General features: G+C 50.2%; 25 protein-coding genes and 1 riboswitch. Of the genes, 2 read left to right on the forward strand and 23 right to left on the reverse strand.

Annotated features, from left to right (window positions below; translation table 11 throughout):
* Positions 1-17 precede the first annotated feature (17 nt).
* The 10 genes from aroE to AC3Y23_RS16380 form a co-directional block, all read right to left on the reverse strand.
* Complete coding sequence (gene aroE, locus AC3Y23_RS16335; protein WP_379200757.1) at positions 18-887, reverse strand: shikimate dehydrogenase; 870 nt, start codon at positions 885-887, stop codon at positions 18-20.
* 19 nt (positions 888-906) lie between these two features.
* Positions 907-2034 carry a ribosome biogenesis GTPase YqeH gene (gene yqeH, locus AC3Y23_RS16340; protein ID WP_379200759.1) on the reverse strand — a complete coding sequence of 376 codons (1128 nt, stop codon included), beginning with the start codon at positions 2032-2034 and terminating at the stop codon, positions 907-909.
* On the reverse strand, positions 2031-2558 hold the full coding sequence (locus AC3Y23_RS16345; RefSeq protein ID WP_379201233.1) for a YqeG family HAD IIIA-type phosphatase: 528 nt from the start codon (positions 2556-2558) through the stop codon (positions 2031-2033). The genes yqeH and AC3Y23_RS16345 overlap by 4 nt, the downstream gene beginning before the upstream one ends.
* 91 nt (positions 2559-2649) lie before the next feature.
* Positions 2650-4884: a DUF4129 domain-containing transglutaminase family protein gene (locus AC3Y23_RS16350; RefSeq protein ID WP_379200761.1), complete on the reverse strand. Its 2235-nt coding sequence runs from the start codon at positions 4882-4884 to the stop codon at positions 2650-2652.
* A gap of 1 nt (position 4885) precedes the next feature.
* Positions 4886-6130 (reverse strand): DUF58 domain-containing protein, encoded by a 1245-nt coding sequence (locus tag AC3Y23_RS16355; protein WP_379200763.1) that lies wholly within the window; start codon positions 6128-6130, stop codon positions 4886-4888.
* A 1-nt stretch (position 6131) separates the two neighbouring features.
* On the reverse strand, positions 6132-7088 hold the full coding sequence (locus AC3Y23_RS16360) for an AAA family ATPase (protein WP_379200765.1): 957 nt from the start codon (positions 7086-7088) through the stop codon (positions 6132-6134).
* Between the two features lie 202 nt (positions 7089-7290).
* Entirely contained in the window at positions 7291-7641 is a 351-nt protein-coding gene (gene spoVAE, locus AC3Y23_RS16365) for a stage V sporulation protein AE (protein ID WP_379200767.1), read from the reverse strand.
* Entirely contained in the window at positions 7638-8672 is a 1035-nt protein-coding gene (spoVAD, locus tag AC3Y23_RS16370; RefSeq protein ID WP_379200769.1) for a stage V sporulation protein AD, read from the reverse strand. The genes spoVAE and spoVAD overlap by 4 nt, the downstream gene beginning before the upstream one ends.
* A 2-nt stretch (positions 8673-8674) precedes the next feature.
* Positions 8675-9139 carry a stage V sporulation protein AC gene (gene spoVAC, locus AC3Y23_RS16375; protein ID WP_379201235.1) on the reverse strand — a complete coding sequence of 155 codons (465 nt, stop codon included), beginning with the start codon at positions 9137-9139 and terminating at the stop codon, positions 8675-8677.
* A gap of 169 nt (positions 9140-9308) precedes the next feature.
* Positions 9309-9473: a hypothetical protein gene (locus tag AC3Y23_RS16380; RefSeq protein ID WP_379200771.1), complete on the reverse strand. Its 165-nt coding sequence runs from the start codon at positions 9471-9473 to the stop codon at positions 9309-9311.
* 154 nt (positions 9474-9627) lie between these two features.
* On the opposite strand from AC3Y23_RS16380, the gene AC3Y23_RS16385 reads away from it, so the two are divergent.
* On the forward strand, positions 9628-10701 hold the full coding sequence (locus AC3Y23_RS16385; protein WP_379200773.1) for a M42 family metallopeptidase: 1074 nt from the start codon (positions 9628-9630) through the stop codon (positions 10699-10701).
* A 98-nt stretch (positions 10702-10799) separates the two neighbouring features.
* Here the strand turns inward: AC3Y23_RS16385 and AC3Y23_RS16390 are convergent, their stop codons facing one another.
* The 7 genes from AC3Y23_RS16390 to AC3Y23_RS16420 all read right to left on the reverse strand — a co-directional run bounded on the left by AC3Y23_RS16390 (position 10800) and on the right by AC3Y23_RS16420 (position 18161).
* Positions 10800-11951 carry a mannitol-1-phosphate 5-dehydrogenase gene (locus tag AC3Y23_RS16390; protein WP_379200775.1) on the reverse strand — a complete coding sequence of 384 codons (1152 nt, stop codon included), beginning with the start codon at positions 11949-11951 and terminating at the stop codon, positions 10800-10802.
* Entirely contained in the window at positions 11951-12385 is a 435-nt protein-coding gene (locus tag AC3Y23_RS16395) for a PTS mannitol transporter subunit IIA (RefSeq protein ID WP_066373444.1), read from the reverse strand. Before AC3Y23_RS16395 ends, AC3Y23_RS16390 begins: the two co-directional genes overlap by 1 nt.
* 16 nt (positions 12386-12401) lie before the next feature.
* Entirely contained in the window at positions 12402-14468 is a 2067-nt protein-coding gene (locus tag AC3Y23_RS16400; protein ID WP_379200778.1) for a BglG family transcription antiterminator, read from the reverse strand.
* Between the two features lie 108 nt (positions 14469-14576).
* Complete coding sequence (locus tag AC3Y23_RS16405) at positions 14577-16037, reverse strand: PTS mannitol transporter subunit IIBC (protein WP_379200780.1); 1461 nt, start codon at positions 16035-16037, stop codon at positions 14577-14579.
* A 452-nt stretch (positions 16038-16489) separates the two neighbouring features.
* Positions 16490-17392 carry an aldo/keto reductase gene (locus AC3Y23_RS16410; protein WP_379200782.1) on the reverse strand — a complete coding sequence of 301 codons (903 nt, stop codon included), beginning with the start codon at positions 17390-17392 and terminating at the stop codon, positions 16490-16492.
* Between the two features lie 109 nt (positions 17393-17501).
* Positions 17502-17816 carry a DMT family transporter gene (locus AC3Y23_RS16415; RefSeq protein ID WP_379200784.1) on the reverse strand — a complete coding sequence of 105 codons (315 nt, stop codon included), beginning with the start codon at positions 17814-17816 and terminating at the stop codon, positions 17502-17504.
* Complete coding sequence (locus AC3Y23_RS16420) at positions 17817-18161, reverse strand: DMT family transporter (protein ID WP_379200786.1); 345 nt, start codon at positions 18159-18161, stop codon at positions 17817-17819.
* 85 nt (positions 18162-18246) lie between these two features.
* Positions 18247-18354: riboswitch (guanidine-I (ykkC/yxkD leader) on the reverse strand.
* Positions 18355-18496: 142 nt separating this feature from the next.
* Between AC3Y23_RS16420 and AC3Y23_RS16425 the strand changes: the two genes are divergently transcribed.
* Positions 18497-18772, forward strand: a complete 276-nt coding sequence (locus AC3Y23_RS16425) for a hypothetical protein (protein ID WP_379200788.1) — start codon at positions 18497-18499, stop codon at positions 18770-18772.
* 167 nt (positions 18773-18939) lie between these two features.
* Here AC3Y23_RS16425 and AC3Y23_RS16430 read toward each other — a convergent pair whose 3' ends face one another.
* The 6 genes from AC3Y23_RS16430 to AC3Y23_RS16455 form a co-directional block, all read right to left on the reverse strand.
* Positions 18940-19290, reverse strand: a complete 351-nt coding sequence (locus AC3Y23_RS16430) for a hypothetical protein (protein ID WP_379200790.1) — start codon at positions 19288-19290, stop codon at positions 18940-18942.
* A gap of 132 nt (positions 19291-19422) precedes the next feature.
* Entirely contained in the window at positions 19423-19950 is a 528-nt protein-coding gene (locus tag AC3Y23_RS16435; RefSeq protein WP_379201237.1) for a GNAT family N-acetyltransferase, read from the reverse strand.
* Positions 19951-19981: 31 nt separating this feature from the next.
* The gene (locus tag AC3Y23_RS16440; protein WP_379200792.1) at positions 19982-20605 is read right to left on the reverse strand and encodes a GNAT family N-acetyltransferase; all 624 of its coding nucleotides are present in this window, start codon (positions 20603-20605) and stop codon (positions 19982-19984) included.
* Between the two features lie 155 nt (positions 20606-20760).
* Positions 20761-22533: an ABC transporter ATP-binding protein gene (locus tag AC3Y23_RS16445; protein ID WP_379200795.1), complete on the reverse strand. Its 1773-nt coding sequence runs from the start codon at positions 22531-22533 to the stop codon at positions 20761-20763.
* Positions 22530-24299 carry an ABC transporter ATP-binding protein gene (locus AC3Y23_RS16450; protein WP_379200797.1) on the reverse strand — a complete coding sequence of 590 codons (1770 nt, stop codon included), beginning with the start codon at positions 24297-24299 and terminating at the stop codon, positions 22530-22532. Before AC3Y23_RS16450 ends, AC3Y23_RS16445 begins: the two co-directional genes overlap by 4 nt.
* Positions 24289-24747, reverse strand: a complete 459-nt coding sequence (locus AC3Y23_RS16455) for a hypothetical protein (RefSeq protein ID WP_379200799.1) — start codon at positions 24745-24747, stop codon at positions 24289-24291. The genes AC3Y23_RS16450 and AC3Y23_RS16455 overlap by 11 nt, the downstream gene beginning before the upstream one ends.
* Positions 24748-24826: the final 79 nt, after the last annotated feature.

Below are 24826 nucleotides of genomic sequence, written 5' to 3' on the forward strand. Positions count from 1 at the left end.
ACCAGTAAATACATTGCTTATGCTCTGCCGCCGAGGCTTTCCTCAATGATTTGACGCATAATATCCACAGGAGCAGCCTGTCCTGTCCAGTACTCAAGAGCATATGCACCTTGATAGACGAACATTCCCAGACCTCCGTGAATGATACAGCCTCTTTCCAGGCTCTCCGTAAGAAGCCGCGTGTGCAGCGGGTTATAGATCAAGTCGCTGACCACTATTCCCGGGGGCAGCAATGCCGGATTGACCGGCAGTCCGTCGATATGTGGATACATCCCGACAGAGGTGGTGTTGATCAACACATCGATATCCTTCAGATGTTCCGTCATTTCATCCAGGGAGATTCCGGCCAAACTTCCCGATTGTCTCCATTCTGCCGCCAACTCCTGGGCCTTGTCCGCTGTACGGTTGGCAATGATGATGGAAGCAGGTGACTCCTGTAGCAGGGCAGCCACAATCCCTCTAGCCGCTCCACCAGCACCAATCACCATGATCCGGGTACCGGACAGATCAGGAATTGCTTCCGCCTTCAAGGAACGCACATACCCGATGCCGTCTGTATTATAGCCTGTGAGTACACCATCATCATTGACAATGGTATTGACAGCGCCGATGGCAAGCGCACTTTCATCCAGCCGGTCCAAGTATTCCATAACTGCCACCTTGTGCGGAATCGTGATATTGACCCCACGAAACCCCAGTGTCCGAATAGCATGCACGGCCTCGCCGAGATTCTCAGGCTTCACATGCAGGGGCACGTAAGCCCCAGAAATGCCCATAGCGTTCAAGGCGGCACTGTGCATCAGCGGAGATTTGGAGTGTCCAATCGGATCTCCCATCACACCCAGCAGGATATCCCCGTTCTTGTACTTTGCGGTAGCAGATCCCATACCGACCGTCCCCCTCTTTCTAAATCAGCGAAGGGCGAGTAAGTACCTTCACGCCACGCGGAACGTGAACGGCCACAACCGCACCTTCCGTCCCATTGATTTTAATCCAGCCCAAACCGGAAATATATAGATCGCTAAGGCTATTCCGGCCAATACGGAATTCGTGGCGCTGCCACTGCGGCAGATCGTCCATAATATCCGCTGCTGGCGGAGACAGCATAACGCCGCGGTGATTCGCGTATAGCTCGTCTGCACGCTCAAGCTTTGTACGGTGAATTTTCAGTGTGCCGCTGATGAAGCAGGTAAACGACTGACGTTCCCCTTGCACAAAGTCAAAGCGTCCCAGGCCACCAAAGAAGAGACTCTGCCCTGCATTCAACTGATATACGGCCGGCTTCAGCGGATTCACAGGCATAACCGCATCCAGATCACGGCGGTTCACTAGTTCACTATAACGCCAAGGGTAGACAATCCCTGGAGTATCAATAATATAATGACCGTCGTCCAGCGGAATCTTCACAGTATCCAAGGTTGTACCCGGATAACGGGAGGTCGTCAATTCCTGATCCAGATCGCTATAGTCTGAGATCAGACGGTTAATCAGCGTGGATTTACCCACATTGGTTGCGCCTACGACATAGACATCACGTTGACCGCGCAGTTCAGAGACTGATTCCAACAGTCGGTCAAAGCCTTGGTTACGCTTGGCACTGCAGAGTACAATCTCCGCCGTACGCAATCCATGCTCTTTGCAACGCTGCTGTACCCAGTTGCGAACCTTGTTCCAGTTCGTAACCTTAGGCAACAAATCGCTTTTGTTCACTGCCAGAATGACAGGGTTGTTGCCGACAAAGCGCTGCAGACCCGAAATCAAACTGCCTTCAAAGTCGAACAAGTCGACGATATGAATGACAAGGGCATTCTTCTCGCCTACTCCGCTCAGCAGACGCAAAAACTCATCCTGATCTACCGAAACGGATGAAGCTTCATTATAGTTCTTGATCCGGAAACAACGCTGACAGATCACGGGCTCCCGATTAAAAGCCGACTCAGGAATAAAGCCTGGAAGCTCTCTGTCCTCGGTCTGAAGCTTGATGCCGCAGCCACTGCATTTAACAGGGTGCTGTATTTCACTGTGTTGATTCATTGGGGTTTTTCCTCCTCGTGCCACAATCCTTTTTTGCGGAGCCTGCTTTGGGCGATCCGCTCTACCCGACGGTTGATCCTTGTGCCGAACCCCTCATCCTTAATGGAAATAGGTAGCACAAGCACCGTATACAGACCAAGCCGGTTGCCTCCATATACATCGGTCAGCATCTGATCCCCCACCACAATCGTTTGTTTAGGTGACAGATCCATCATCTGCATGGCCTTATAAAAGGGAGCATTGATTGGCTTGCGGGCTTGATGTACAAATTCAATATTGAGCGGTGTGGCAAAACGCGAGACCCGATCCATATTATTATTGGATACAATAATCAGCTTGAAACCTAGCTCCTTCACCTTCTGGAACCATACCAGCAGTTCAGTAGTCGCTAACGGCGCCTTCGCGCCGACCAGCGTATTATCCAGATCCGTAATGATGCCCCGGTAGCCCTGCTGATACAGCTCTTCCAGAGCGATATCGAACACCGTATTTACCCGGAGCTTCGGGACCAACTTTTCAAACAATACGTTCACCTCGATTTCATACAAAAAACTATATCATACTCTATGGTCTTCGCAAACAAAGCCAAGGCAGAATTTCTTCTGCCCCGGGGCTTCATCTGCCGGCTTTCATGCTTTTCCGCAGCCGCAAAGCTTCAGTATACACTGTGCGCCAGTCTTTGTCTTCTATAACATCCGGACTGTATTTCGCCTGTTCAAACATGCTGAGCAGAACCGCTAAATTTTCAGCTGCTGACGGCCGTTCCTTGCTCCAGCGAGCCACCGATTCACGCAGCGTTTCATGGGTTTCCTTCCTCATTCCTCTGCGCCGCATATATTTGACCCACCGCCCGGTCTCAATCAAGACTTTCTGATCCGGGGTCAATGGACCGCCGCCTTTCAGGCGCTGCAGCAGAAAACGAAGCTTGAGACGGTGATTCCAGAGCTGGAATCCAGCCCACATCACTAGTACCGCCGCAGCTGCGACCACTGCCCAGGTTCCTATGCGGAATCCTTTTTGATCTGCCGCTGCAGCTTTGGCTGCCTTCTCTTGTTCTTCCTGGTCCTGCTGATCATTTAGAGGATCACGGTCTGGGGTCTCATTCTGTACCAATAATGGAACATTGAAGCCTGGTGTTGCCTCGACAGGAACCCAGCCATAATCCCCAAAATACACCTCGGCCCAGGAATGAGCGTCCGCATCTGTAATCGTATAATTGTTATTGAATGCTCCACCCGGTCGCATCCCCAGATTATCCGGCAGCTCAGGTTGCTCTCCCGGCGCATAACCCTTCACCCAGCGAGCAGGGATATTCAGGGAACGAGCCATCGTGACAAATGCGGTAGAGTAGTAATCGCAGTACCCTTCCTTGATCTCAAACAGAAAGCTATCCACAAAATCAGAACTCTTGGCATGCGAAAGATCTGGCTGATTGGTGTATGGAAAGTTCAGCTGTAAATATTGTTGCAATAGCGCCGTTTTTTCATACGGGGTGCTGGCATCGGCCGTAATCTCCCGAGCCAGCTCCTTGACGCGATCCGGGAAAGACGCCGGCAACTTCAGCAGCGCCGGGTCGATTTCCTTCCCGCCGTACAATTGATCAAAGCTCTTCTTGCTGAGTTCCTGAACAGGAACGACCGGGATCGCCGAAGTCAGTTCATAGGTCTGAGGGTAGGGCCGTTTCTTTCCATCCGCGTCCCACAGCATCTCACTGTCCCGATTCCGCCAGAACAGGCCATCGCTCTGTGCTTCTTCGTTAACAGAATCGACGGTTGCAATGGAATAGCCCCCGAAGATTACTGGATACTCATAGCTGTTCAGCATTTTTACCGTTTGCTTTAACTCGCGGGTCTTTCCTTTCGTTGGAACAGCATTCAGGGTTGCACCGATCTCTGTAGCTTGAAGCGGACCTCTTGTCTGCCTGTCGTCATCGGTCCAGCCTTTCCCCGAATATACAATTCGGGTCTCTCCACGCATGTACGTGCGCAGATCGGATATTACGCTCATTACGGGCGCATAATCAAAATTGAATCCACCGCCCAACTTGCTATCATCCAAGCTGTACCCGGACGAGGTCTTGTTAGCGAAATTCTTCCCAGCGCTCGTCTCTGTTGAGCTTGAGAAGCCGCCACCGACACCCGCTCCATCGCCATTCCATTCTTTCCAAGCCGTATAGGGGTCAGTCAATGTAGGTCGAACCTCTGGCATATTAATGCCTGTAAGAATAACCAATGAAAAAATAATGGCGATATTCACAACTGCTTTCAAGGGATAATCCAGCAAATAAGACCAGCCATGCGGATAGCGTACCTGAAAGCTGCGCAGATGCTGGCTGACCAGCCAACCCATCCCTGCGAACACTGTCCACGCAACCTCCTGCCACAACACGGATGATGTGAAGGAATCCAAGGCACCGAAGGCAGCAATGTTCATCCCAATAAACATCAGAATGCGCGCCTTCGTATTGACCCACCATGAGGCCAGCAACAACAACGCCCACGCCCCAAGAACGAAGCCCAGATACGGTGCAGACCGACTCGCGATATCTGTCAGCCATTCTCCTTTTGTCTGATAAATGATCTCCGTATCATAAATTCCAAAATGCAGCAGCGTTCTGTACAAGAGATACAGCACTGTACAGGCTTCGATCAACAGGCGATAAGGTCGCTGAATGGGCAATAATATTTCTATAATTGCTACAGCAACAAGAACGATCAGCACGGAGGCTGTCGTCTCTTGCAGCCAGATCGGATTAGAATAAGAAAGCCATTGCAGGGCAATGATGATCACCCATAATAGGCTGAACGCATAATGCCAAGATGATTTCAGCAGATTAAGCCAGCTTTTCATATCAGGACTCCCCTCCCAATACAGCAGGAAGTTCATGCAGCGAAGCGATGCTGTAGCCTGTAACCCCGCGTGCCTTCAGAATCTCCAGCCAGCTCCCGCTGCGATTCATCCCTGCAGGGTTCTGCACATGAAGATGGGAAGGGGTCATGCCACGGCTTTCCGCCCAGCGCAAAGTCTCCAGCACAGTGTGTCCACTCTTCGGGCTGACCAGTACGAAATAAGCCCCCTTGGGGAACATTCGATGTGCCTTCTCCAGCCGGGCCACAATTGAACCCTGACCCTCGGCGTTGATATCTATCAGGTAATGCACCATCTTCTGTCTCTCTGCCCCGCTCTCAGCGGGTGAGAAGACCTTGGTGGTCTTATCCAGACAGCATAAGCCGATGCCAATTCGCTCACGGATCCCAAAGCCAAGCAGTGAAGCCGTTATCGAGATCGCCAGTTCCAACTGTGCAGCCGTATCATATGCTCCTGAACCGCTGTCCAAGACGATCATGGTCTTAGGAATCGATTCGTGTTCGAATTCCTTGGACTTCCAAGCTCCGGTCTTGGCAGTAGCATTCCAGTGAATACGAGTCAGTCGATCGCCGTACACATAATCGCGAACACCGTTGATTTGCGTAGTCTCGCGTCTGGACTGAGCCAGGGAGACCTGCGGACCAGCCAGCCTTGATTTGCGCTCATACAGTTGCCAGCGCGGAATGAATATCGCCCGCGGGAGAACACGGAACTGACCTCCGGTCGTAAAGGAGCCTTTGTGCTCCACGAGTCCGAAGATATCCTCGCTTAAGACATCTGTCTCCCCGAAGGTATAGCTGCCGCGTTCCATTGGAGGTGTCTGAAAACGTAGCTCTCCTTCACCCCTGAGATTCGTAATCAGGCTATCTTCGAATACCCAGCTCTCGCCGTTATGTCGCTTCATAACTTCACGAACAATAACATAGGGCAGCGGGAGAAACCCGGGGATCGTTACGTTAAGCCGTACTCGCAGATGTCCGCCTGCAGACAGCAGATCGGGCTTCTCCTGCTCTGAATGGAAGCTGCGGGAGCCGGTAGCTCGGCGAACACCGCCGAGCCCTCCGATAATTAAGTAGAGAATGAGAACAGAAACCATGATAAACAGCATAATTGATGTTTTTCCACCCTGAAACAGTACGTACAGCAGTGTGATGCCCCAAATTGCGAGGATGCCGGCAAGCTTCGCCGGCTGGATGACAGCGGCCGCCGCAGACAAATAACGTCTCATGTTATTGCCTCATCGTGACAGGCACATGGATATTTTGCAGGAGCTTCTGTAGCAGGGAATCAACACCAATATTATCCAGACGGGATTCCGGACGCAGCAGAATCCGGTGTGACAATGCATAAGGGGTCAGAATCTTAACATCATCAGGCAGCACATAATCACGCCCTTGCAGGAAGGCAAAGGCTTTGCAAGCCATCATGAAGGATAGAGAGGCACGCGGGCTTGCACCCAATAACACCAGTGGATGCTCACGAGTCATCCGTACCACATCCAGCAAATAGTTCAGCACAGGCTCGCTGATGTAGACGTCACGGATCTCTTCTTGAATGGCAGCAATCTGCTCCATGCTGGTGACCGGCGTAAGCTTGTCTACCGGCTGTCCATCCTGATGGGTAAGCAGCAGCGTTTTCTCTGTCTCCGCATCGGGATAACCCAGGCTGATTCGCAACATGAACCGGTCCAGCTGGGCTTCCGGCAATGTATACGTCCCCTCAAAATCAATGGGGTTCTGAGTCGCACAAAGCATAAACGGATGTGGAAGCGTATACGTCTCACCGTCTACGGTGACATTGCGTTCTTCCATCACTTCAAGAAGTGCGGATTGTGTCTTGGTCGTGGCGCGGTTAATTTCATCTGCGAGCAATATGTTCGTCATGACCGGTCCCGGGCGGAAGTGGAACATTTCGTCCTTCGGGTGATAGACGGACACACCGGTAATATCACTCGGCAGAATGTCAGGATTGCACTGGATGCGGCGATATTCACCGGACATGGATCTGGACAGTGCACGAATCAGTTGAGTCTTACCCGTACCCGGCACATCCTCAATAAGGACGTGGCCGCCGGCGAGCATTGCCGTCAGCAGGAGCTGTATTTCGAATGATTTTCCAAGGATGCAGGATTCAAGGTTGTGGCGTACAGTGTTCATGGTATGCATAGATTCTTGACGTACGGGCATGAATGGTAAACCTCCTATGTCAGAATGAAGCAGTATTAATGTTATTTTACATGATTAGGGGGCCCAAAGTACATTATGGAAGCAATCGAATTACAGATGATGTTGTTTCTATATATGTAAAAAGTCACTTTCCAAGACCCTTTTTCCTGCGCACAAAAAAACAAGCCGGGAATGTCATCCCAGCCTGCTTGTTAAGTACCCCTTATCCTCTCGGTCTGACCAGAAGTGCAGCCAGAAACGAGAACACAATGGCCGATGAAACACCGGCACTTGTAATATCGAAAATCCCGGTTACTACGCCGATCCATCCATCCCGCTGCAGTTCAGTCAGCGCCCCGTGCACCAAGGAATTACCAAAGCTTGTTATAGGTACAGATGCGCCTGCACCCGCGAATTTAACGAGCGGATCATATAAACCGAAGGCATCGGCAATTGCGCCCGCTACGACGAGTGTACTCATGGTATGCGCAGGCGTCAGCTTCAGCACGTCGAACATTAGTTGGCCAATTACACAGATTGCTCCGCCGACCAGAAAGGCCCACAAATAAATCATGCTCCTTCACCTCCACTCTCCAGGGAAACTGCATGAGCAACACATGGTATGCTCTCACCCTGTTGATAGGATATAGGGGACAGTAATGCGCCTGTAGCGACTACTAATACCCTTTTCAGCTCACCTTTTCTCAGACGCTTCAAAATATGGCCATAAGTCACCACTGCGGAGCAGCCACAGCCGCTTCCTCCTGCAATGACGTACTTCTGCTTCTCCAGATCATAAATGAGCAGACCGCAATCATCGAACCGGGTCTGTTCCATCGGTATCCCTTCCTTAGCCAGCAATGTCTTGGCGATCGGCAGGCCTACGGAGGCCAAATCTCCGGTTACAATAAGATCATAATGTCCAGGGGAGAGAGTGGTGTCACGGAAATGAGCCGTAATGGTGTCTGCTGCAGCCGGCGCCATAGCATTCCCCATATTAAAGGGGTCGGTAACTCCTAAATCCATTACTCGTCCAATTGTGGCATGCGTTACTACCGGCCCTTTGTTAGAACCATCATTACGGCCGACGACAGCACAACCTGAGCCTGTGACAGTATACTGCGCGGTAGGCGGCTTCTGCGACCCGTACTCCGTTGGAAAGCGAAACTGCTTCTCCACCGTGCAGTTGTGACTGGCGGTTCCGGCCAGCGCAAGCTTGGCCCCGCCTGTATCCACAATCATGGACGCAAGGGCCAAACTCTCCATAGACGTAGAACAAGCACCGAATACCCCAAGGTAGGGGACTCCAAGCTTACGGGCTGCAAAAGAGCTGCTGATAATCTGATTCATCAGGTCGCCCCCAACAAAGAAATCCAGATCCTCCTGCTTCACACCAGCATTAATCAGTGCCAACTGAGAGGCTTTCTCGAACAGCGCCCGTTCTGCCTTCTCCCAAGTCTTCTCCTCCATCTTCAGCGAGTCATAAATGAAGTCAAAATCCGCGGCCAGCGGCCCCTCTCCTTCCTCTGGACCGACAACAGAGGAAGCACCCAAAATAACAGGTCTTGAAGTGAACTCCCAGGTCTGGCTGCCAAGCTGTTTCATATTTAATGTGCACCTCCCCAGCCCATCAAGGCGTAGATTACACCAATGATGAATGCTGCAACGGTTCCGAATACAATAACAGAACCCGCCAGCTTAAACATATTGCCACCCACACCAAGCACAAGCCCTTCAGCCCGATGCTCCAGCGCTGCGGAACACATGCTGTTGGCAAAGCCCGTAACCGGCACCGCTGTGCCAGCTCCAGCCCATTGCGCCAGCTTGTCATAGACACCAAAGCAGGTCAGGATGACGGAGATGAGAATCAGTGTGGCTACCGTAGGACTTGCCGCTACCTTGGAGCTCATTCCGAAGATCGCCATATAGGCTTCCTGGATACCTTGTCCGATCAGACAAATTAAACCGCCAGCTAGAAAGGCGCGAATACAGTTTTTCCCGACAGGACGGGCAGGGACATAAGGCTTGGACAATTTCTCATAAGACTCCGGGGTCAAGGAATCGAGCTTCAGCTTAACCCCTGATCGCTTTGTTTTAACCGGCAATGAGCATACCTCCTATCGTTTAGCGAAGAGGAGCCTGCAGCAGTCGGTTCCTGCTAGTACAGGCTCCAGAACTGTCTTCGCTTAGAAGTTTTTCCTTATTGTTCGCTATCCGGTCCCTCCTTATGTCCTCCTGTGCTCAGGTAAAATAAAGCAGGATTACAATAAGCAGCAAAAACAATATCAAGATGAATACCGCTTCATTCGGCGGACCATAGCGAGGACTATATCTGCGCCGGACACCATATCCATAGACAGCCCGGGTCTGCAGCTTTCCCTGGGGCTTGCTTCCGACAACCCTCATCGTTATCAATCGCTTCCTTTCTTTCAGCCCCTGCCATCAGGGCTACTTCTGCATAGTATTCGTGGAGACGACGCCCTGTGTCGTTTTATCCGCGAGACGTGGACAAGTCGTTCCAAAATGTTCATACTATACGTTAGTAAAGGAGCGATTGCATATGAATCAAGAAACACTCGATTTGTTCAAAACACTTACCGAATTCCCTTCAGCCCCGGGCTTCGAGCGTGAGCTACGCGCCTATGTCAAAGAGGCTATGTCCCCTTATACCGACGAATTCGTCCAGGACCGCCTCGGCAGCCTGTTCGGTGTGCTACGCGGTGAAGAGAATGGTCCTAAGATCATGGTCGCGGGACATTTCGACGAAGTCGGCTTTATGGTTACTGGCATCACTGACAACGGAATGATCAAGTTCCAGCCACTAGGCGGATGGCTCTCCTCTGCTGTCTCTTCCCAAAGGCTGCACATCATTACACCGAATGGTCCGCTGACAGGGGTAGTAGGAAGCACTCCGATCCACCTGCTGAGCAATGAGGAGCGCACCAAGACAAGCGATATCGGCAAAATGTACATCGACATCGGTGCAGACAGCCGTGAGGAAGCTCAAAGCTTCGGCGTAAAGCCAGGTCAACAGATCGTGCCGATCTGTCCGTTCACTCCACTGGCCAATCCTAAGAAGATCCTTGCTAAAGCCTGGGATAACCGCTACGGTGTCGGACTGGCTCTGGAGCTTGTCAAAGAGCTATCCGGTAAAAAGCTACCGAACACCGTATACGCCGGAGCCACCGTGCAGGAAGAAGTTGGCCTGCGGGGCGCCCGGACAGCTGCCAACCTGCTCAATCCGGATATTTTCTTCGGCCTGGACGCTAGCGCAGCTGCCGACATGACTGGTGATCGTCAGGCCTTTGGCCAACTTGGACAGGGAGCGCTTCTGCGCATCTACGACCCAACCATGATTACCCACCGCGGTCTGATCGAGTATGTACAGGATACTGCCGATACTCACCGTATCAAATATCAGTATTTTGTCTCCCAAGGCGGAACGGATGCAGGACAGGTGCATGTCAGCGGTATCGGCATTCCTTCTGCGGTAATCGGGATCTGCTCCCGCTATATCCACACGGCTTCCTCTGTCATCCACAGCGATGATTACGCAGCCGCCAAGGAACTGCTGATCAAGCTGGTGGAAGGGCTTGACCGGACCACCCTGCAGACGATCCTGGAGAATAGCTGATCAGGACAAGCATATTTAAATAAAACAAAGACGGCCGGGAGATGATCCCAGCCGTCTTTGTTTTATGCTTTATTTCAATGCTATAGCAAAGGTCAGTTCTAATTAGCCTTTAACTTGTCATACTCCGCCAAGACAGACTGATGCACCTTGTGATCAGCAGCAAGACCGGTATATTTAGCTACCGTTTCCGATAGTCCGATGTCTGCAAGGGAAGTCTGAAGCTCAACTGCTTCCGGATCATCCTTAACATCAAACAGCAGCGCTGCTGCCATCGAACGTGTCAGTGCTGTGAAGCCCAATCCTGCAGCATATGCCTGACTGACCGGAGAAACGAGGCGATCGTTCGGAGACAGCTTGCGGATCGGAGAACGTCCGACACGAGAAACTTCATCTGTCAGCGCCGGATTACGGAAACGCTCCAGAATTTTATCAATATACTTGCCGTGCTCCGCCTTATCAAACCCATGCTTGTTCACCAAAACTGCACCGGTCTCTTCCAGCACTTCCCGCACACGTGCAGTCAACTCATCATCAGCCATCGCCTGCTGAATTGTCTCATAGCCCTTCAAGTAGCCCAAGTAAGCCGCAGAACAGTGACCAGTGTTCACTGTGAACAGTTTACGTTCGATGTATGGCTCCAGGTTATCTACATAGTGGACCCCGTTTACAGGTGTGTAGCCCGGAATCATCTGCGAAGCATCCACTACCCATTCATAGAATGGCTCGACAACCACCTTCAGGATATCCTCATGCTGCTGCAGCGGGACAATCCGGTCCACAGCGGCATTCGGAAATGCAACTGAAGCATCCGCTTTGCGTCTGGTCTCTTCGTCCAGCTTAGCATATACCAGCTCCTTGAGCTGTGCACTGCCGCCGATGGCATTCTCGCAGGCAATGACATGCAGTGGGGCCGGGGAACCGGCAAGCCGGCGGGTAATCCCTTCCGCAACGGCACCTGCAATATGTTTCAGAATGGATACACCTACAGCGGTAGTCACCAGATCAGCATCGGCAATAGCTGCCGCTACTTCATCCCCGTGTGTGACACTGCTGAGTGCAGTAACATTACGAACAATAACTGTCTCCTGACCTTCGCTGGCCAAAGTAACAGGATATTCACCACGCTGCTGAAGCTGCGAGACGAATGCCTCATTCACATCGACGAAAGTAACCTCATACCCGGCCTGGGACAGCAGAAGGCCAATAAACCCTCTGCCGATATTGCCTGCGCCAAAGTGTACGGCCTTCATTACTCCAAGCCTCCTTCGAAGATGGCAAGAACATCGGCCGGTGTCGCTGCACTCATGACACGCTCGATGGCATCATCTTCGCTGAAGATCATCGCTACATTGGTCAAGATCTCCATATGTCCGTCACCAGCTGCGGCAATACCAATCACGACAAAAGCAGGTTCATCGCCGCCAAAGTCCACCCCATCCGGGAAGCGCAGAATCGACAGTCCAGTGGATTTGATAAATGGTCTGCCTTCCTTCGTACCGTGCGGAATAGCCAAGCCTTCGCCCATGTAAGTGGAAACTACCTCTTCGCGGTCCAGCATTTTCGGAATATATTCTTCGGTTACATGACCTGCGTCTACCAATAACTGCCCGGCCATTCGAATGGCTTCATATTTATCCTTGGCAGTTGCGTTCATCATTACTTTATTCTCAGACAGTATACTCATATGGTTTCTCTCACTTTCAAAGTTTATTTTCGAAAAAACGTAAAAGTTCGGACGACAGATACCGCCGGATTTCCGACTCCGCCCTTTCCTCCAGCAGCTTCACCAGCTCTGAATTGAGCAGCATAGCGCTGATCTCGCTCAGGACCTCCAGACTTTCCTTGGACAGCTTGCGCGGGGCAAGCATGAGCAGGATGACCCTGACTTCCGTCTCACCATCCAGCTTGACCGGCTGTTCCAACCGGTATAGGGTCAGGGAAGACTTATGAATATGGCTACTACGGGTATGGAATAGTGCCAGCCGAGTATCTGGAATCACCTGACTGGCCATTCGTTCCCGCTCCAAAAGCCGGTCCAGCACCAGCCCTGTGTCGCCGATCACACCAAAGTCCGCAATCATGTCGAGCATGACGGCCAAGGTAGCCGGCAGATTCATCCCGCTATTGTCTAGCGAATAGAGACGGAAGCGTTCAATCAGACTGATCATCTCTTCCAAGATGACGCTATAACTCTTCATTCGGTCGTAAGCAGCTTCTTCCCGAACTACAGTCCCTGATTCACCTGCAGGAGTTTCTTCACGTTCTTTCGGTACAGTATTTTGTATATAGCTCATCAGCTTTTCTATTTCTTCCCCTGTCAGCAGGGGGCTGATCTTAATATATCGATCACCCGGCAAGGGTAAATCGATGGTCGAGATAATAAGGTCATAATCCTCTTCCGGCAGTCGAGCTGCCTCATACCAGGAGACATTGCCCATAACCTCAATTTGCGGCAGCTCCTTATTAAGCCTGGTGGCCAGCAGCCGTGAAGAGCTCAGTCCGCTGGCACAGACCAGAATGGCCCGCACACTGCGCCTGAGCTGATTCAGTCTTTCCATAGATGCGCCAAAATGCATCACCAGAAAGCCAATCTCCTCATCAGGAATGACGAGATCCAGGTTCAGATCTTCCACCGAATCCCGGACGGTCTGGAACAAATACTCAAAATCCTTACGGATCGGACCCAGAAGGGGATTACGGATACGGGTTCCTTCACGAATCCGCTTCAGCGCGGGATTGATATGCTCGATCACGCCCTCCCGAAGCGAACGGTCGCGCAGGAATGGAACCCCAGTCCGCCTCGCGATGCTATCCGTGAGTCTGTAGACAATCTCCACTAGCTCGATGTCCCCGTACGCAAAGCCGGTGGAAGAGAACGACTCCTGCACCCGATCGAACAGTCCCGCGATGTAGAGAATTTCTGTTCGCGGAAATGTCAGACCCAGGATATGATTCAGTTGATGAACGAATTGCTCCGAAGCAGCAATATTCCGATGGTCTGACATCCGCGGGTACCCCACATCTTCCGTGAGATCGATTTCCCTGCCAATGCATATCCGTCTTACGGTTACTGACAGCCCCAGCAGCAGCTCCATATAGACGATTTCGGGCAGCTCCGCGGTCCATTTCCATTCCATATCCCAGAGCGTATTCTCTACATCCATCAGTTTGTTCTTGCCCACACTAGACAGCAGCATAGTGAACACCGGATTACCTTGTGCAGGCATCAAATGGCCAACCAGGTCCGACTGGTCCAGATGCTCAGCAGCCAGACGGCCAATAGCCCGGCGTTTATCCACTTCGGTGCCGGTAATTTCCACGCCATATCCGCGCCTTCGGACGAGCTTCAGACCAAATTTGCGCACCCACGGCTCGAGTTCATCCAGATCATAGCTGATAGTCGCTACGGTCACTTTCAGCGAATGAGCCAGTGCAAAGAGCTTTACCGGCTCTTCCGCTTCCAGCAGGGAGCATAGCTCATAGATCTTGCGATCCTCCCCGGAATATTCCGCCGGCTTCTCTTCCCGCAAGTATATCCGTAATTCCTCAAGGCCATCTTCCGGACCACTGAGCTGAATTCCCTTCCCGGATTTCCTACTCAAGTCCAGACCAAAATCCTTCAGGATGCCCTCAATATCCTCCATTTCCCGGTGAACGGTGCGGACACTGACTCCAGTGTCCGCAGCGATCTCGGCAGCGGTGATCTCTTCGTTCACCCCAAGGAGAAGTCCTATCATTTGTCGCTGTCTGGCGGTCATTTTCCTCATTCCCGGAACCCTCGCCTACATGGAGACAAACGCTGGCATAAATGCCGCCAGCGTCTCCCTTATTTAATCCTAAACTACTCTTGATTGATTATCCTACACATTTATCACTTATTTCAAACGCTCGACAAGCTCATCGTACTTCGGACTCTTCAGGAAGTTGTCGATAGAGATGTGCTCCGCCTTTGGATTGCTGGCAATCGCGCGGTCAGTCAGCGTTTTTTGGGTGACAACAATATCGGCATCCGCTGGAATTTCACTGACTGCGGAGTTCACAACTGTAATGTTAACCCCTGCGGCCTGCAATTTCTTTCTCAGCACGGAGGCCCCCATCGCACTGGAACCCATACCTGCATCACAAGCGAAGACAATCTTATTCACATCTTCTTTGCGGCGAACGTTTCCTGTGCTCGCTGCACTTGCGTTTGCACTAGCTTGTGGAGCTGCTGCTACTGGAGCTGCGGTGTTTCCGGCAGCTTTCATGTCTTGCATTTTGGCTGTTGCTTCTTCAATATCATTCTCTTCGTTATTCTTCTTGCTTGTCTTGAGAAGAACAGAAGCGATAAGGAAGGATACAACAGTTGCTACAATGACTCCGGCGAACATCGGCAGGTAACCACCTTTAGGCGTCATGGCGATGTAAGAAATGATACTGCCTGGAGAAGTTGCACCTGTCAGACCTGCACCAAGCATCTGGAAGGTGAACGTACCGGACACACCACCACCGATAACCGCCAGGATCAGGCGCGGATTCATCAGAATGTACGGGAAGTAAATCTCATGAATACCACCCAGGAAGTGAATGATAACTGCACCTGGTGCGGAAGCCTTAGCGGAACCGCGTCCAACCAGCCAGTAGGCCAGCAAAACACCGAGACCCGGACCTGGGTTGGATTCCAGCATGTACAGAATGGATTTTCCCAGTCTCAAGGATTCTTCAGCAGCAATTGGTGTAAGAATACCATGGTTGATCGCGTTGTTCAGGAACAAAATTTTTGCTGGCTCGATAATAATGTTAACGAGTGGCAGCAGGTGATGGTTCACCAAGAATTCTACACCTGAGGACAATGCGTTCGTCAAAGCTTGAATCAGCGGCCCGATCCCCTTGAAGGACACGATAGCCAGAATACCTCCGATAATACCAATCGAGAAGTTGTTGACCAGCATCTCAAAGCCTGCTCTGATCTTACCTTCCACAGCCTTGTCGAACTGCTTCAGTATCCAGCCTGACAAAGGTCCAACAATCATTGCTCCAAGGAACATTGGGATTGATGCACCCACGATGACACCCATAGTAACAATTGCCCCGATTACGCCACCGCGCTTGCCGTGAATCATCGTTCCGCCCGTGTAACCAATTAACAGCGGCAGTAGATAAGTAATCATTGGGCCAACCAGGGTTGCCAGCTTCTCATTCGGCCACCAGCCAGTTGGAATGAATAAAGCCGTAATCAAGCCCCAAGCGATAAATGCCCCGATATTCGGCATAACCATACCGCTAAGGGTACGGCCAAATTGTTGGACTTTCACCCGTGCACCACCGGATGAAGATTGTTTTGTTTCCGTGGCCATTGCAATAAGCCCCCTTAAAATTTATTCAAGCGGGACATCTTTACGTCTTCGGTGTAAAGGAAATCCCCTATGACCACATCGTAAATCAAAGCGCTTTCTTTGTCACCAAATTGAAAACACGGTTTCGTCATGAACGTTGTTGACAACATTTAAGAATTCCTGCCAATTGGAATCAAACGCCCGAAAAGCCGCAGAACGGCGCGGAAAAATCGCCTTTCAGCCTTCCAGATATTCACGACTTTCGACTTATCTCTCTGCTATTGACAGCACAAGATTAACGTTAATTTCTCCAAGTAATGGTGAAATCATACACCTCAATAATAGAATACCGACCTGAAGCATAGCTTACATAAATCAAAACCGGCCTGCAATTTCTGCTGCCCTGTATAGGCGGCAAATGCAGGCCGGTTACAAATACAAACCAAGCGTATATTCTTTTTTCCCATTGATTATCAAACCATATCCAACGGTACTTTCCAGGAAGGTTGCGGAAACGCATAATCCAGCTTTAACAATTCGTCATTATTGAGCTTAATCTTTGCAGCTGCTGCATTCTCCAGTACATGTTTTCGGGAGGACGCCTTAGGGATGGCCATGACCAGATCCTCACGAATTGTCCAAGCCAGCAGTACTTGTAGAGGTGTCACCTGATGATGATCTGCAATCTCACGGACAACCTCATTCTCCACCAGCCCCTTGCGGAGAGCCCCCGCCTGCGCAAGGGGCGAATAGGCCATGAGCGGAATCTTGTGTCCGTTCATCCAGGGCAGAAGCTCATTCTCGATGCCCCGCGAACCGAGATGATATAGCACCTGATTTACCATACAATGGCTTCCCTTCGCAATGCGCTGAAGTTCCTGCATCTCCTCAATATCCAGGTTGGATACGCCCCATCTGGCAATCTTGCCGGCGGCCACCAATGCCTCCATGCCCTCCACTGTCTCCTCCAGCGGGATTTCGCCACGCCAGTGCAGTAAGTAAAGGTCGAGGTGATCCGTGTTCAGTCGTTTCAGGCTTTCTTCGCAGCTCCGGGCCAGCCGCTCCTTACCGGCATTATGCGGATATACCTTCGAGACAAGAAAGACTTTATCTCGTATACCTTTAATCGCCTCGCTGATCATCTCCTCCGATCTGCCGTCACCATACATCTCGGCTGTGTCGATGAGATCCAGGCCAAGTTCTATGCCGAGCCTCAACGTGGCAATCTCTTCTTCTCTTGCGGAAGATGTGTCGCCCATATTCCAGGTTCCTTGGCCGATTCTGGGCACTGAAGCACCATCCGGAAGCTGAATGCGACTCTTCCGATTGGCCTGTCTGATGTCTTCCAATTCTTCTTCACTGACCTGCCAGTTCATGTTTGAAGTCCCCTTAATGAATGAGTTGTATACTTACTTACTATACTTACCCCCTTGAAACGATCGAAACCTGGAGGACGTGTCTAAATATATAATATTTATGAGAACACTAAGCTATCGCCTTTAGCCCAACCGCCGCACCGAGAATCATCACGATAAAAACAATCCGCCTCCAGTTTCTCGGCTCACCGTAGAGCAGCATGCCTAGAATGGCCCCGCCAGAGGCACCAATTCCTGTCCAAACTGCATAGGCTGTCCCCATCGGGAGGCTCTCCATTGCCAGCGCCAGAAAGAGAAAACTCCCACCAAAACCAAGCAGCAGCAGACACAGGGCCTGCCAGTTGCGGTCCTTGTTCAATTTGTTAATCATCGTTACGCCGAACATTTCTAACAGTCCGGCTACCACGAGAAATAACCATGCCACTTAAGCCACCTCCTTGCTAGGTTCTTCCTTGGTAACGAGCTTCAGGCCCACGACACCAGCCAGCAGAATCAGTACCAGTACCAATTTCAACAGCTTGAACGGTTCCCCGAACCAGATCATTTCCGCCATAATTGTACCCGCTGTACCAAGGCCAACGAATACAGCGTAGACCGTACCTACAGGTAGCTTTTGACTGGCCGAAATCATGCCGTAGAAGCTGATAACAATCGCAATGATCGTGACAAGCCACTCCCATGGAGCGGAGGCATGCTTCAGGCCGATGACCCAGATCACCTCAAAGCAGGCCGCGACCACAACCTTGGCCCAATCCAGATTATTCTTCACCTGTCTCTCCCCCTTATTAGTCCTTAACTTTCTCACTGCAGCACAATAAAAGAAGCCCGGGAGGCGCTCGTCATGAATAGACGATTCCTCCCGGGCTTTTATCCCTCCGTGTGAACACGAATCTCACGATCCGTGCGTTTTCCCTCGGACCAGACCAGCTTAGACAAGCTGCGGAACCCTAGAAAACCAAACATTGATTAAGTTACATTACATGTTAGCAAATTGGAGACTGGAACGCAAGCCCTCCCTTTCTGTACATTTCGGCTCTCACGCTTCGGGGAATGTGGTACAATTCTGAAGAAGGCCTTAAAGTCCTTTTTAAAAGGAGCGATGGAATGGGCGTTGGAATTTTAGCGATTGGTGTGCTGGTGCTTATCATTATGCAAACCATTTTACGAGATAACGGCAAAAAAAACAGCGGAAAATCAGCAAAATACAGCAATGATGACTCCGCAGGCTTCATAGCGACCTCCGGGCCAGATTTGTTTCAGAACTATACACACCCGCATGAGGAGGATAGTCCTAATCCTGATGGACCCTCCAATCCGAGCGGACATAACCTGAATGCTGGGTGCAGCCATAGCTGCGTCAATTCCAGTGGAGGGCAATGATTCAGTCAGTGGCTGTGGTAGGAGCGATTCAGGTAGCGATATTTCACATGTTCGAACATAACCTGCTCGCTATTTGAAATGTTTTAGAAAAAACAGCCCTGCGAGCTTCTGAACGGAATCAGAGAACGCAGGGCTGTTTCTCTATGACTATCAAACTCAGCAACCATTTAGCATTTCACCTCGGAAGATACCAATCGATGCGCATCCACCAATTCTCCGTTCGCATTCTTGCCCCATACCGAGATTTCAGTCTGACGTGCAACATCATCACCGACGGTGAACAGAAACTCATAACCATCCAAATTAGCATAGTTATTGTGAGTGATGACCTCATTAGGACCTACTGAAAAATCCTCAAGTACATATAAAGTTCTCGTACCATTCAGATAATACCCTTCTAGTAACACTGTGGAAGTGTTCACCGGATCGTTGTTCACAATCTTAATCGTTACCGTTTGCGTCGGTCTCTCCCCATTAACAGGAGCATTCACAATCGGACCAGTAGTTAGAATCCCCATCTTGTCTGTTCCTCCTCTCCTACACCTCAAAAGTTCTCCCTATCAATGTCAGGAAGAATTTTGATATAGTGTATGCAAGATTCGGAAGCTCGGTTTGGATGCATCGACCTTTATTGTTCTACAGCGCAGGTCTCATCGGTACTCAATCAGCCAACAATCCTGATACTCTCCTTCGTGCAGTTCATTTTTCGGTAAAAGCTTTACTTTTCTAAACCCGCATTTTTCATAACACCGGATAGCCCTGACGTTTCTTGTCTGTGGGTCCATAACCACCGCATCTGCTCGGCGATCTCCGGTCAGAAATTTAACCATAGACGTAATGAGCAATGTCCCGATACCTTTATTCCAATAATCGACTTCGCCTATGAATTGATCCATTCCATAGATTTTCTCATCCTCATAGCCATATTCCCTCTTGGTTTCGTCATCTAGCGGATAGAATTGAATGTATCCTATCTCTTTAGCATCATACTCGATAATACATCTAACCTCATCGTCTTCTTGAGCGTAAAATACCGCATTCACCTTGTCCAGATCATGAGGGTCGTCCCTTCCTGCATAAAATTCCAGCACTGTGGGATCCGACAGCCATTTCACTAACAAGACATTATCCCTTGGCTCTAGTGCACGCACCGCTAAGCTACCATTTTGAACTATCATATGATCACTCCGTTCTATATTAGCCATGACCTCAGTGAACTTTTATTATATAGCTCCAGTTGCCAACTTCCAGACCGTATCTGCTAATCACAGATTCACCGAACTCCGAAAACCCGCGTTTAGTATAAAATATTCGATTGCTATCGGTGTTGGTAATCAAGGTTAAGTCGCCCCCGCCGTTTTTCGCGATGTAGGGGAGGATACAGTCCTCTATCATTTTGCTACCCAAATGCTGGCTTTGATAATGTGGCGCTACCGCAAAGGACTCCAAGTACCAATAGGGTTCTTTTAAATCCACAAATGCATGCTTGGCCTCATCCATCACTTCCATGAGATTTCGAATCCGCGAGACCCCCGCACTCCACAATAACTTGAGACCTCCGGCAAGCACAAAGTCCCAAAATCCAATATCAGGCTTATCACGATGCTTCAGTAAAGCTGCAGCTACGATTTGCTCTCCATCAACTGCTACCAGACAGCAATGCTGGCGATAATACGCCTTTGTATTTACGAGATGCATCTGATAAAAGAAATCCTCGTTACTCTTGTTACTGCTTACCATTACGCTGAAGAGTGGATATCCTTTAAAAGCTTCATCAAATAGCACCGCTATTTGTGTTAATTCATGTTCTTCAGCTAATCTGTAATGCACCATCGTAATGCCTCCAATTCGTGCCGCTGTATATTGAAGCTCCTATCGACTACTGAACATGTGTATACTATAATTTCCGATAATCACAATTTCAATCAGCAATCCCATTTCATCATAATGGGTAGACGTTCGTCCGAACAAAGAGGGTTACCCGGAGCTTACCCCGCCTCGCTCTCCCGCCGGTTATGAGTAAACAAACTTCGATATGTCTCGCTTCGAGCCCACAGTTCTTCATGGCTGCCCTCGTCCAGCAGCATCCCGTCATCCAAAAGCACGATTCGTTCCGCTTGCTTAACCGATGAGAAACGGTGAGCCACAATAACAACGGTCCGTTCGCCAGCCAATTGATCCAGAGTTCGGTTGATCCCATTTTCCGATTCCTGATCGAGCTGTGAAGTGGCTTCATCCAGGACAACGATCCTGGCTTGCGATAACATCATCCGGGCCAAGGCGAGCCGCTGCTTCTGTCCTCCCGAGAGCTGAACACCACGCTCACCGATCATCGTCTCATACTGCTGTGGCAGCTTAAGGATAAATTCGTCCATCTGCGCTGCCGCACAGGCTTCGGTAACTTCAAGGTCGGTAGCCGAGGGCCTGGCCAGACGTACATTTTCCAGCACTGACATGTTGAAAATATTAGAATCCTGCATCACAACGCCGATCTCCCGGTGCAGCTCAAGATGCCGAATGGTTGAAATATCGCGTTCCTCTAGAACGATGCGCCCTGAATCAGGTTGATACATCCCTAGCAGCAGCTTCATCAGCGTGCTTTTACCTGAGCCGCTTCGACCGACAATAGCTACCTTCGTCCCTGCTTCAATACGGAAAGTAATGCCTTGCAGCGCCGATTTTGCAGCATTCCCATATCGAAAGCTCACATTTTCAAAGGAAATCGATCCCGCTCCTGGCAGAAGAAATGGTTTCATATTCAGTTGCGAACTCTTCTTCTCTGACTTAGCTTCCTCCAGCGTATCCTTCACCTTTTGGAGAGAGGGGATATCGTCCATGAGCTTCATATCTAGATCCATAATTTTGGCAAGCTGTGTGAAGCACTGTTCGTAATACTTCATGAACACCAGGAGACTGCCTATCGTCATATCCCCATGAATGATCAGCAGACCACCCACAAAGTACAGGTTCATGCGTGTAATAAAGAAATCCTTAAGGGCTTGAAATGAGCGATTGCCGTACCAATACATATGACGTTTGAAAAATAACCCGCTGAGCTCATGCCAATACTCGGTGAAGGCTAGCGAGCTCCTTTTCTCCATCCCATTTACCTTAACTTCTTTCCAGGCGCGAATCGAATGCTGCAGCCATCCCTCGTATCGTCCAAACGTCTCCCTGTAGTTCTCTGCGGCTTCCTTCGCTCCTTTTCCCAGCCACTTAGTCATCCAGAAGGATAGTGGCACCATCAGCAAGCCAAACAATGTCAGCTTCCAACTAAACCATGCCATCAGTAATGCGCTGGACACCAGAAAAGCAACGCTATAACCATAATCAAGCAGATGGGATTTAAACAGGCGATCTACAGCTTCAACGTCTTGGTCGATTCTATTCTTCAGGTCACCTGAATTCTGTTGTTCATAGTTCTCGAACGGCATATGTATAAACCGAGCCCACACTTTCCTGCGGACTGCGAAGGTCAATCGATTGGAAAGTTTATTCTGTGCCACCAGTTGTCCACCCGTCACTGCGCTCTCTATGACATACAGGAGGATATATCCTATGCCAATGTACCAAAGCAACCCAAGCTCACGGCCGATCATTACCCGGTCCACTAAAAGCTTGAATAGCAGTGGAGAGGCTAGCCCCAGCAGGAGTAGCATCGCATTCGCTCCAATCAATCCGCCGAACAATAACCGATGCTGTCTCCACTCCGGCTTGAACGATCGGAACCATTGCATACGTATCGTTAGCGACTGCTTCATCTACCTATGACCTCCCCGTATTCTGTATACTGTTCTGCAAAAAGCTTACGGTAGGCACTGCTCCTCTGAAGTAGCTCCTCATGATGTCCATAAGCAACGATTCGTCCCTCATCCAGCACAGCCACCTGATCAGCTTCCCTAATCGTCGAAAGGCGGTGAGCGATGATGATGATCGTCGTCTGACGACCCAGCTTGCGCCAGCTATCTCTGACCACCTGCTCCGTTTCCCCATCCAATGCGGATGTTGCTTCGTCAAAGATGACCATTCTCGGCTGCTTCATAAATGTTCGCGCAAGGGCTATCCGTTGCTTTTGACCTCCCGACATGGATATGCCCTCGGTCCCTCCTACCTTTGTGTCCAGTCCATGCGGCAGTTTGAGAATATAGTCATGGATCGCAGCTTGCTCACAGGCATGCCATAACATCTGATCACTTTGTTGTGCATTGCCCCACAGCAAATTGTCGCGAATCGTGCCTTCGAACAGATATGGCTCCTGTAGCGCCACCACAATTGAACGGCGGATCGAAGCCAACCGGCAATGCTGAATCGGCATCCCGTCAATCCGAATCTCTCCTTCCTCCGGATCGTACAGACGAAGAAGCAGCGAGATCAGCGTGCTTTTGCCGCTTCCGCTTTTTCCTACAATCGCTACCGTTTGCCCGCCTGGAATGCTTAGGCTTAAATCGCGAAGGACTGGCGTCTCTTTCCGATAACCAAACGAAACCTTCGAGAATTCTACATTGCCTTTTGTGATCAACAGATCAGGGGAATTCAGCGAGCGATCCTCTTCTTGCTCAAGCAGAAGGCCCCTCACGCGTTCAAGGGCTACTTTATTTTGCTGCAGTCTCGCGCCAGCTCCTGACATATTCTTCAGTAGGCCACTCGCTCTGGCAAAGTATTCAATCATCGCCACGAACCCGCCTACCGTCAGCTGACCATTCACAATGAGGATACTTGCAGTTATGTACAGAATCAGGTCGGATACGAGCGCAACCAAGCTAACTGCACGTTCGGAGAAGAACCCGATGCTGCTAGTTTGATTCTTAAGCCGCATATAATCGGCAAGTTGATGGACAAATTGGCGGGTAGTATAACGGTCAGCACCCATCAAGCGAATATCACGTAATCCGCCAAGCATCTCTACACACCAGCTCATCAGCTTCCCATATTGTTTGCGCTGCCGCTCCATTCGTGACTTCGTGGCCCGGTTAAATGCAAGTGTAGTAAAGGTAACCACAGGAATGACAACCACCATAAGCAGTCCTAGATACACGTTCGCGTATAAGACAAACGCTACAGCTGTTAGCAGTCTAAGGGCGTTCGCCGATAAATAAAAAATGTTCCAATGAATAAACTCCATGACCTCTTCTGTATCCCGGTTAAGGATCGTCATCAGGTCCCCTGTACGACTATTATGAAAAAAGGTGGACTTCAGGGTGAGCAGCTTATCATACAGCTTTTTACGGATATCAAATGTGAAGCGTGTGACCAGATAGGTCCACACACTGTTAAGTACCAGGTGAAGCCCTTGCTCACAGATATAGATCAAACCATAGCCTGCTACAATAAATAAGAAGAAGGACATGTTCCGATGATAGAAAACCTCATCAACCAACAGACCAAATATGTAAGGATAAACCATGCCAACAACGGATGTGACGAGCACACATAGAAACAGATTGATTAATGGCAGTCGATACCTGCGGATAATGGGCCATAACATGCGGAGCTGTGACCACACCGATTGCTGAGTGTTATTCCCCATGACTATCCCCTTTCTGGAAAAGCCGCTGCATAACCGTCTGTTTGCCGACTGGAATCTCCACGACATATGGCTTCTGCTTCCCTGATCCTTCCGCGCTGGCCCGATCCCACACTGCAGGTTCTACCTGAATGACCACAATCGTCCCCCGGTCCTCCTCATGGATACTGTTCACCTTGGCGGGATAACGATTCCCGCTTTCTTCGGTGTACCACACGACTTCATCGTTACTCTGCAGTTCAGGGGTTCCGGTGCCTAACAAGACACTCAAATGGATAACCTCTGAGTTACTGTCCGCATCAATCGTCCCCAGCGCCGAGCTGTACTGGCGAACCTCAATCCCCGTCATCAGCGCATACATGCCTCCCACCAGCAAGGCAATAATCACCAGCGCTGCTATTGGCGTCTGTATAAATGTGAAGCGATACCATTTCCAAAGCCGATCCCCCATGTGATGCACCCCGCTATTTCTTGTAATCCCCAATAAATATAGCAGTTTTTTCTAGGTTATGACAATAGATGAGAGACTT

It is taken from the genome of Paenibacillus sp. MAHUQ-45, assembly GCF_058133325.1.

What these genes read in the sequence shown, in the direction of transcription:
- aroE (WP_379200757.1), bottom strand. Translation starts at nt 887, where the DNA reads ATGGGATCTGCTACCGCAAAGTACAAGAACGGGGATATCCTGCTGGGT.
- yqeH (WP_379200759.1), bottom strand. Translation starts at nt 2,034, where the DNA reads ATGAATCAACACAGTGAAATACAGCACCCTGTTAAATGCAGTGGCTGC.
- AC3Y23_RS16350 (WP_379200761.1), bottom strand. Translation starts at nt 4,884, where the DNA reads ATGAAAAGCTGGCTTAATCTGCTGAAATCATCTTGGCATTATGCGTTC.
- AC3Y23_RS16355 (WP_379200763.1), bottom strand. Translation starts at nt 6,130, where the DNA reads ATGAGACGTTATTTGTCTGCGGCGGCCGCTGTCATCCAGCCGGCGAAG.
- AC3Y23_RS16360 (WP_379200765.1), bottom strand. Translation starts at nt 7,088, where the DNA reads ATGCCCGTACGTCAAGAATCTATGCATACCATGAACACTGTACGCCAC.
- spoVAE (WP_379200767.1), bottom strand. Translation starts at nt 7,641, where the DNA reads ATGATTTATTTGTGGGCCTTTCTGGTCGGCGGAGCAATCTGTGTAATT.
- spoVAD (WP_379200769.1), bottom strand. Translation starts at nt 8,672, where the DNA reads ATGAAACAGCTTGGCAGCCAGACCTGGGAGTTCACTTCAAGACCTGTT.
- AC3Y23_RS16380 (WP_379200771.1), bottom strand. Translation starts at nt 9,473, where the DNA reads ATGAGGGTTGTCGGAAGCAAGCCCCAGGGAAAGCTGCAGACCCGGGCT.
- AC3Y23_RS16385 (WP_379200773.1), top strand. Translation starts at nt 9,628, where the DNA reads ATGAATCAAGAAACACTCGATTTGTTCAAAACACTTACCGAATTCCCT.
- AC3Y23_RS16390 (WP_379200775.1), bottom strand. Translation starts at nt 11,951, where the DNA reads ATGAAGGCCGTACACTTTGGCGCAGGCAATATCGGCAGAGGGTTTATT.
- AC3Y23_RS16395 (WP_066373444.1), bottom strand. Translation starts at nt 12,385, where the DNA reads ATGAGTATACTGTCTGAGAATAAAGTAATGATGAACGCAACTGCCAAG.
- AC3Y23_RS16400 (WP_379200778.1), bottom strand. Translation starts at nt 14,468, where the DNA reads ATGAGGAAAATGACCGCCAGACAGCGACAAATGATAGGACTTCTCCTT.
- AC3Y23_RS16405 (WP_379200780.1), bottom strand. Translation starts at nt 16,037, where the DNA reads ATGGCCACGGAAACAAAACAATCTTCATCCGGTGGTGCACGGGTGAAA.
- AC3Y23_RS16410 (WP_379200782.1), bottom strand. Translation starts at nt 17,392, where the DNA reads ATGAACTGGCAGGTCAGTGAAGAAGAATTGGAAGACATCAGACAGGCC.
- AC3Y23_RS16425 (WP_379200788.1), top strand. Translation starts at nt 18,497, where the DNA reads ATGGGCGTTGGAATTTTAGCGATTGGTGTGCTGGTGCTTATCATTATG.
- AC3Y23_RS16430 (WP_379200790.1), bottom strand. Translation starts at nt 19,290, where the DNA reads ATGGGGATTCTAACTACTGGTCCGATTGTGAATGCTCCTGTTAATGGG.
- AC3Y23_RS16435 (WP_379201237.1), bottom strand. Translation starts at nt 19,950, where the DNA reads ATGATAGTTCAAAATGGTAGCTTAGCGGTGCGTGCACTAGAGCCAAGG.
- AC3Y23_RS16440 (WP_379200792.1), bottom strand. Translation starts at nt 20,605, where the DNA reads ATGGTGCATTACAGATTAGCTGAAGAACATGAATTAACACAAATAGCG.
- AC3Y23_RS16445 (WP_379200795.1), bottom strand. Translation starts at nt 22,533, where the DNA reads ATGAAGCAGTCGCTAACGATACGTATGCAATGGTTCCGATCGTTCAAG.
- AC3Y23_RS16450 (WP_379200797.1), bottom strand. Translation starts at nt 24,299, where the DNA reads ATGGGGAATAACACTCAGCAATCGGTGTGGTCACAGCTCCGCATGTTA.
- AC3Y23_RS16455 (WP_379200799.1), bottom strand. Translation starts at nt 24,747, where the DNA reads ATGGGGGATCGGCTTTGGAAATGGTATCGCTTCACATTTATACAGACG.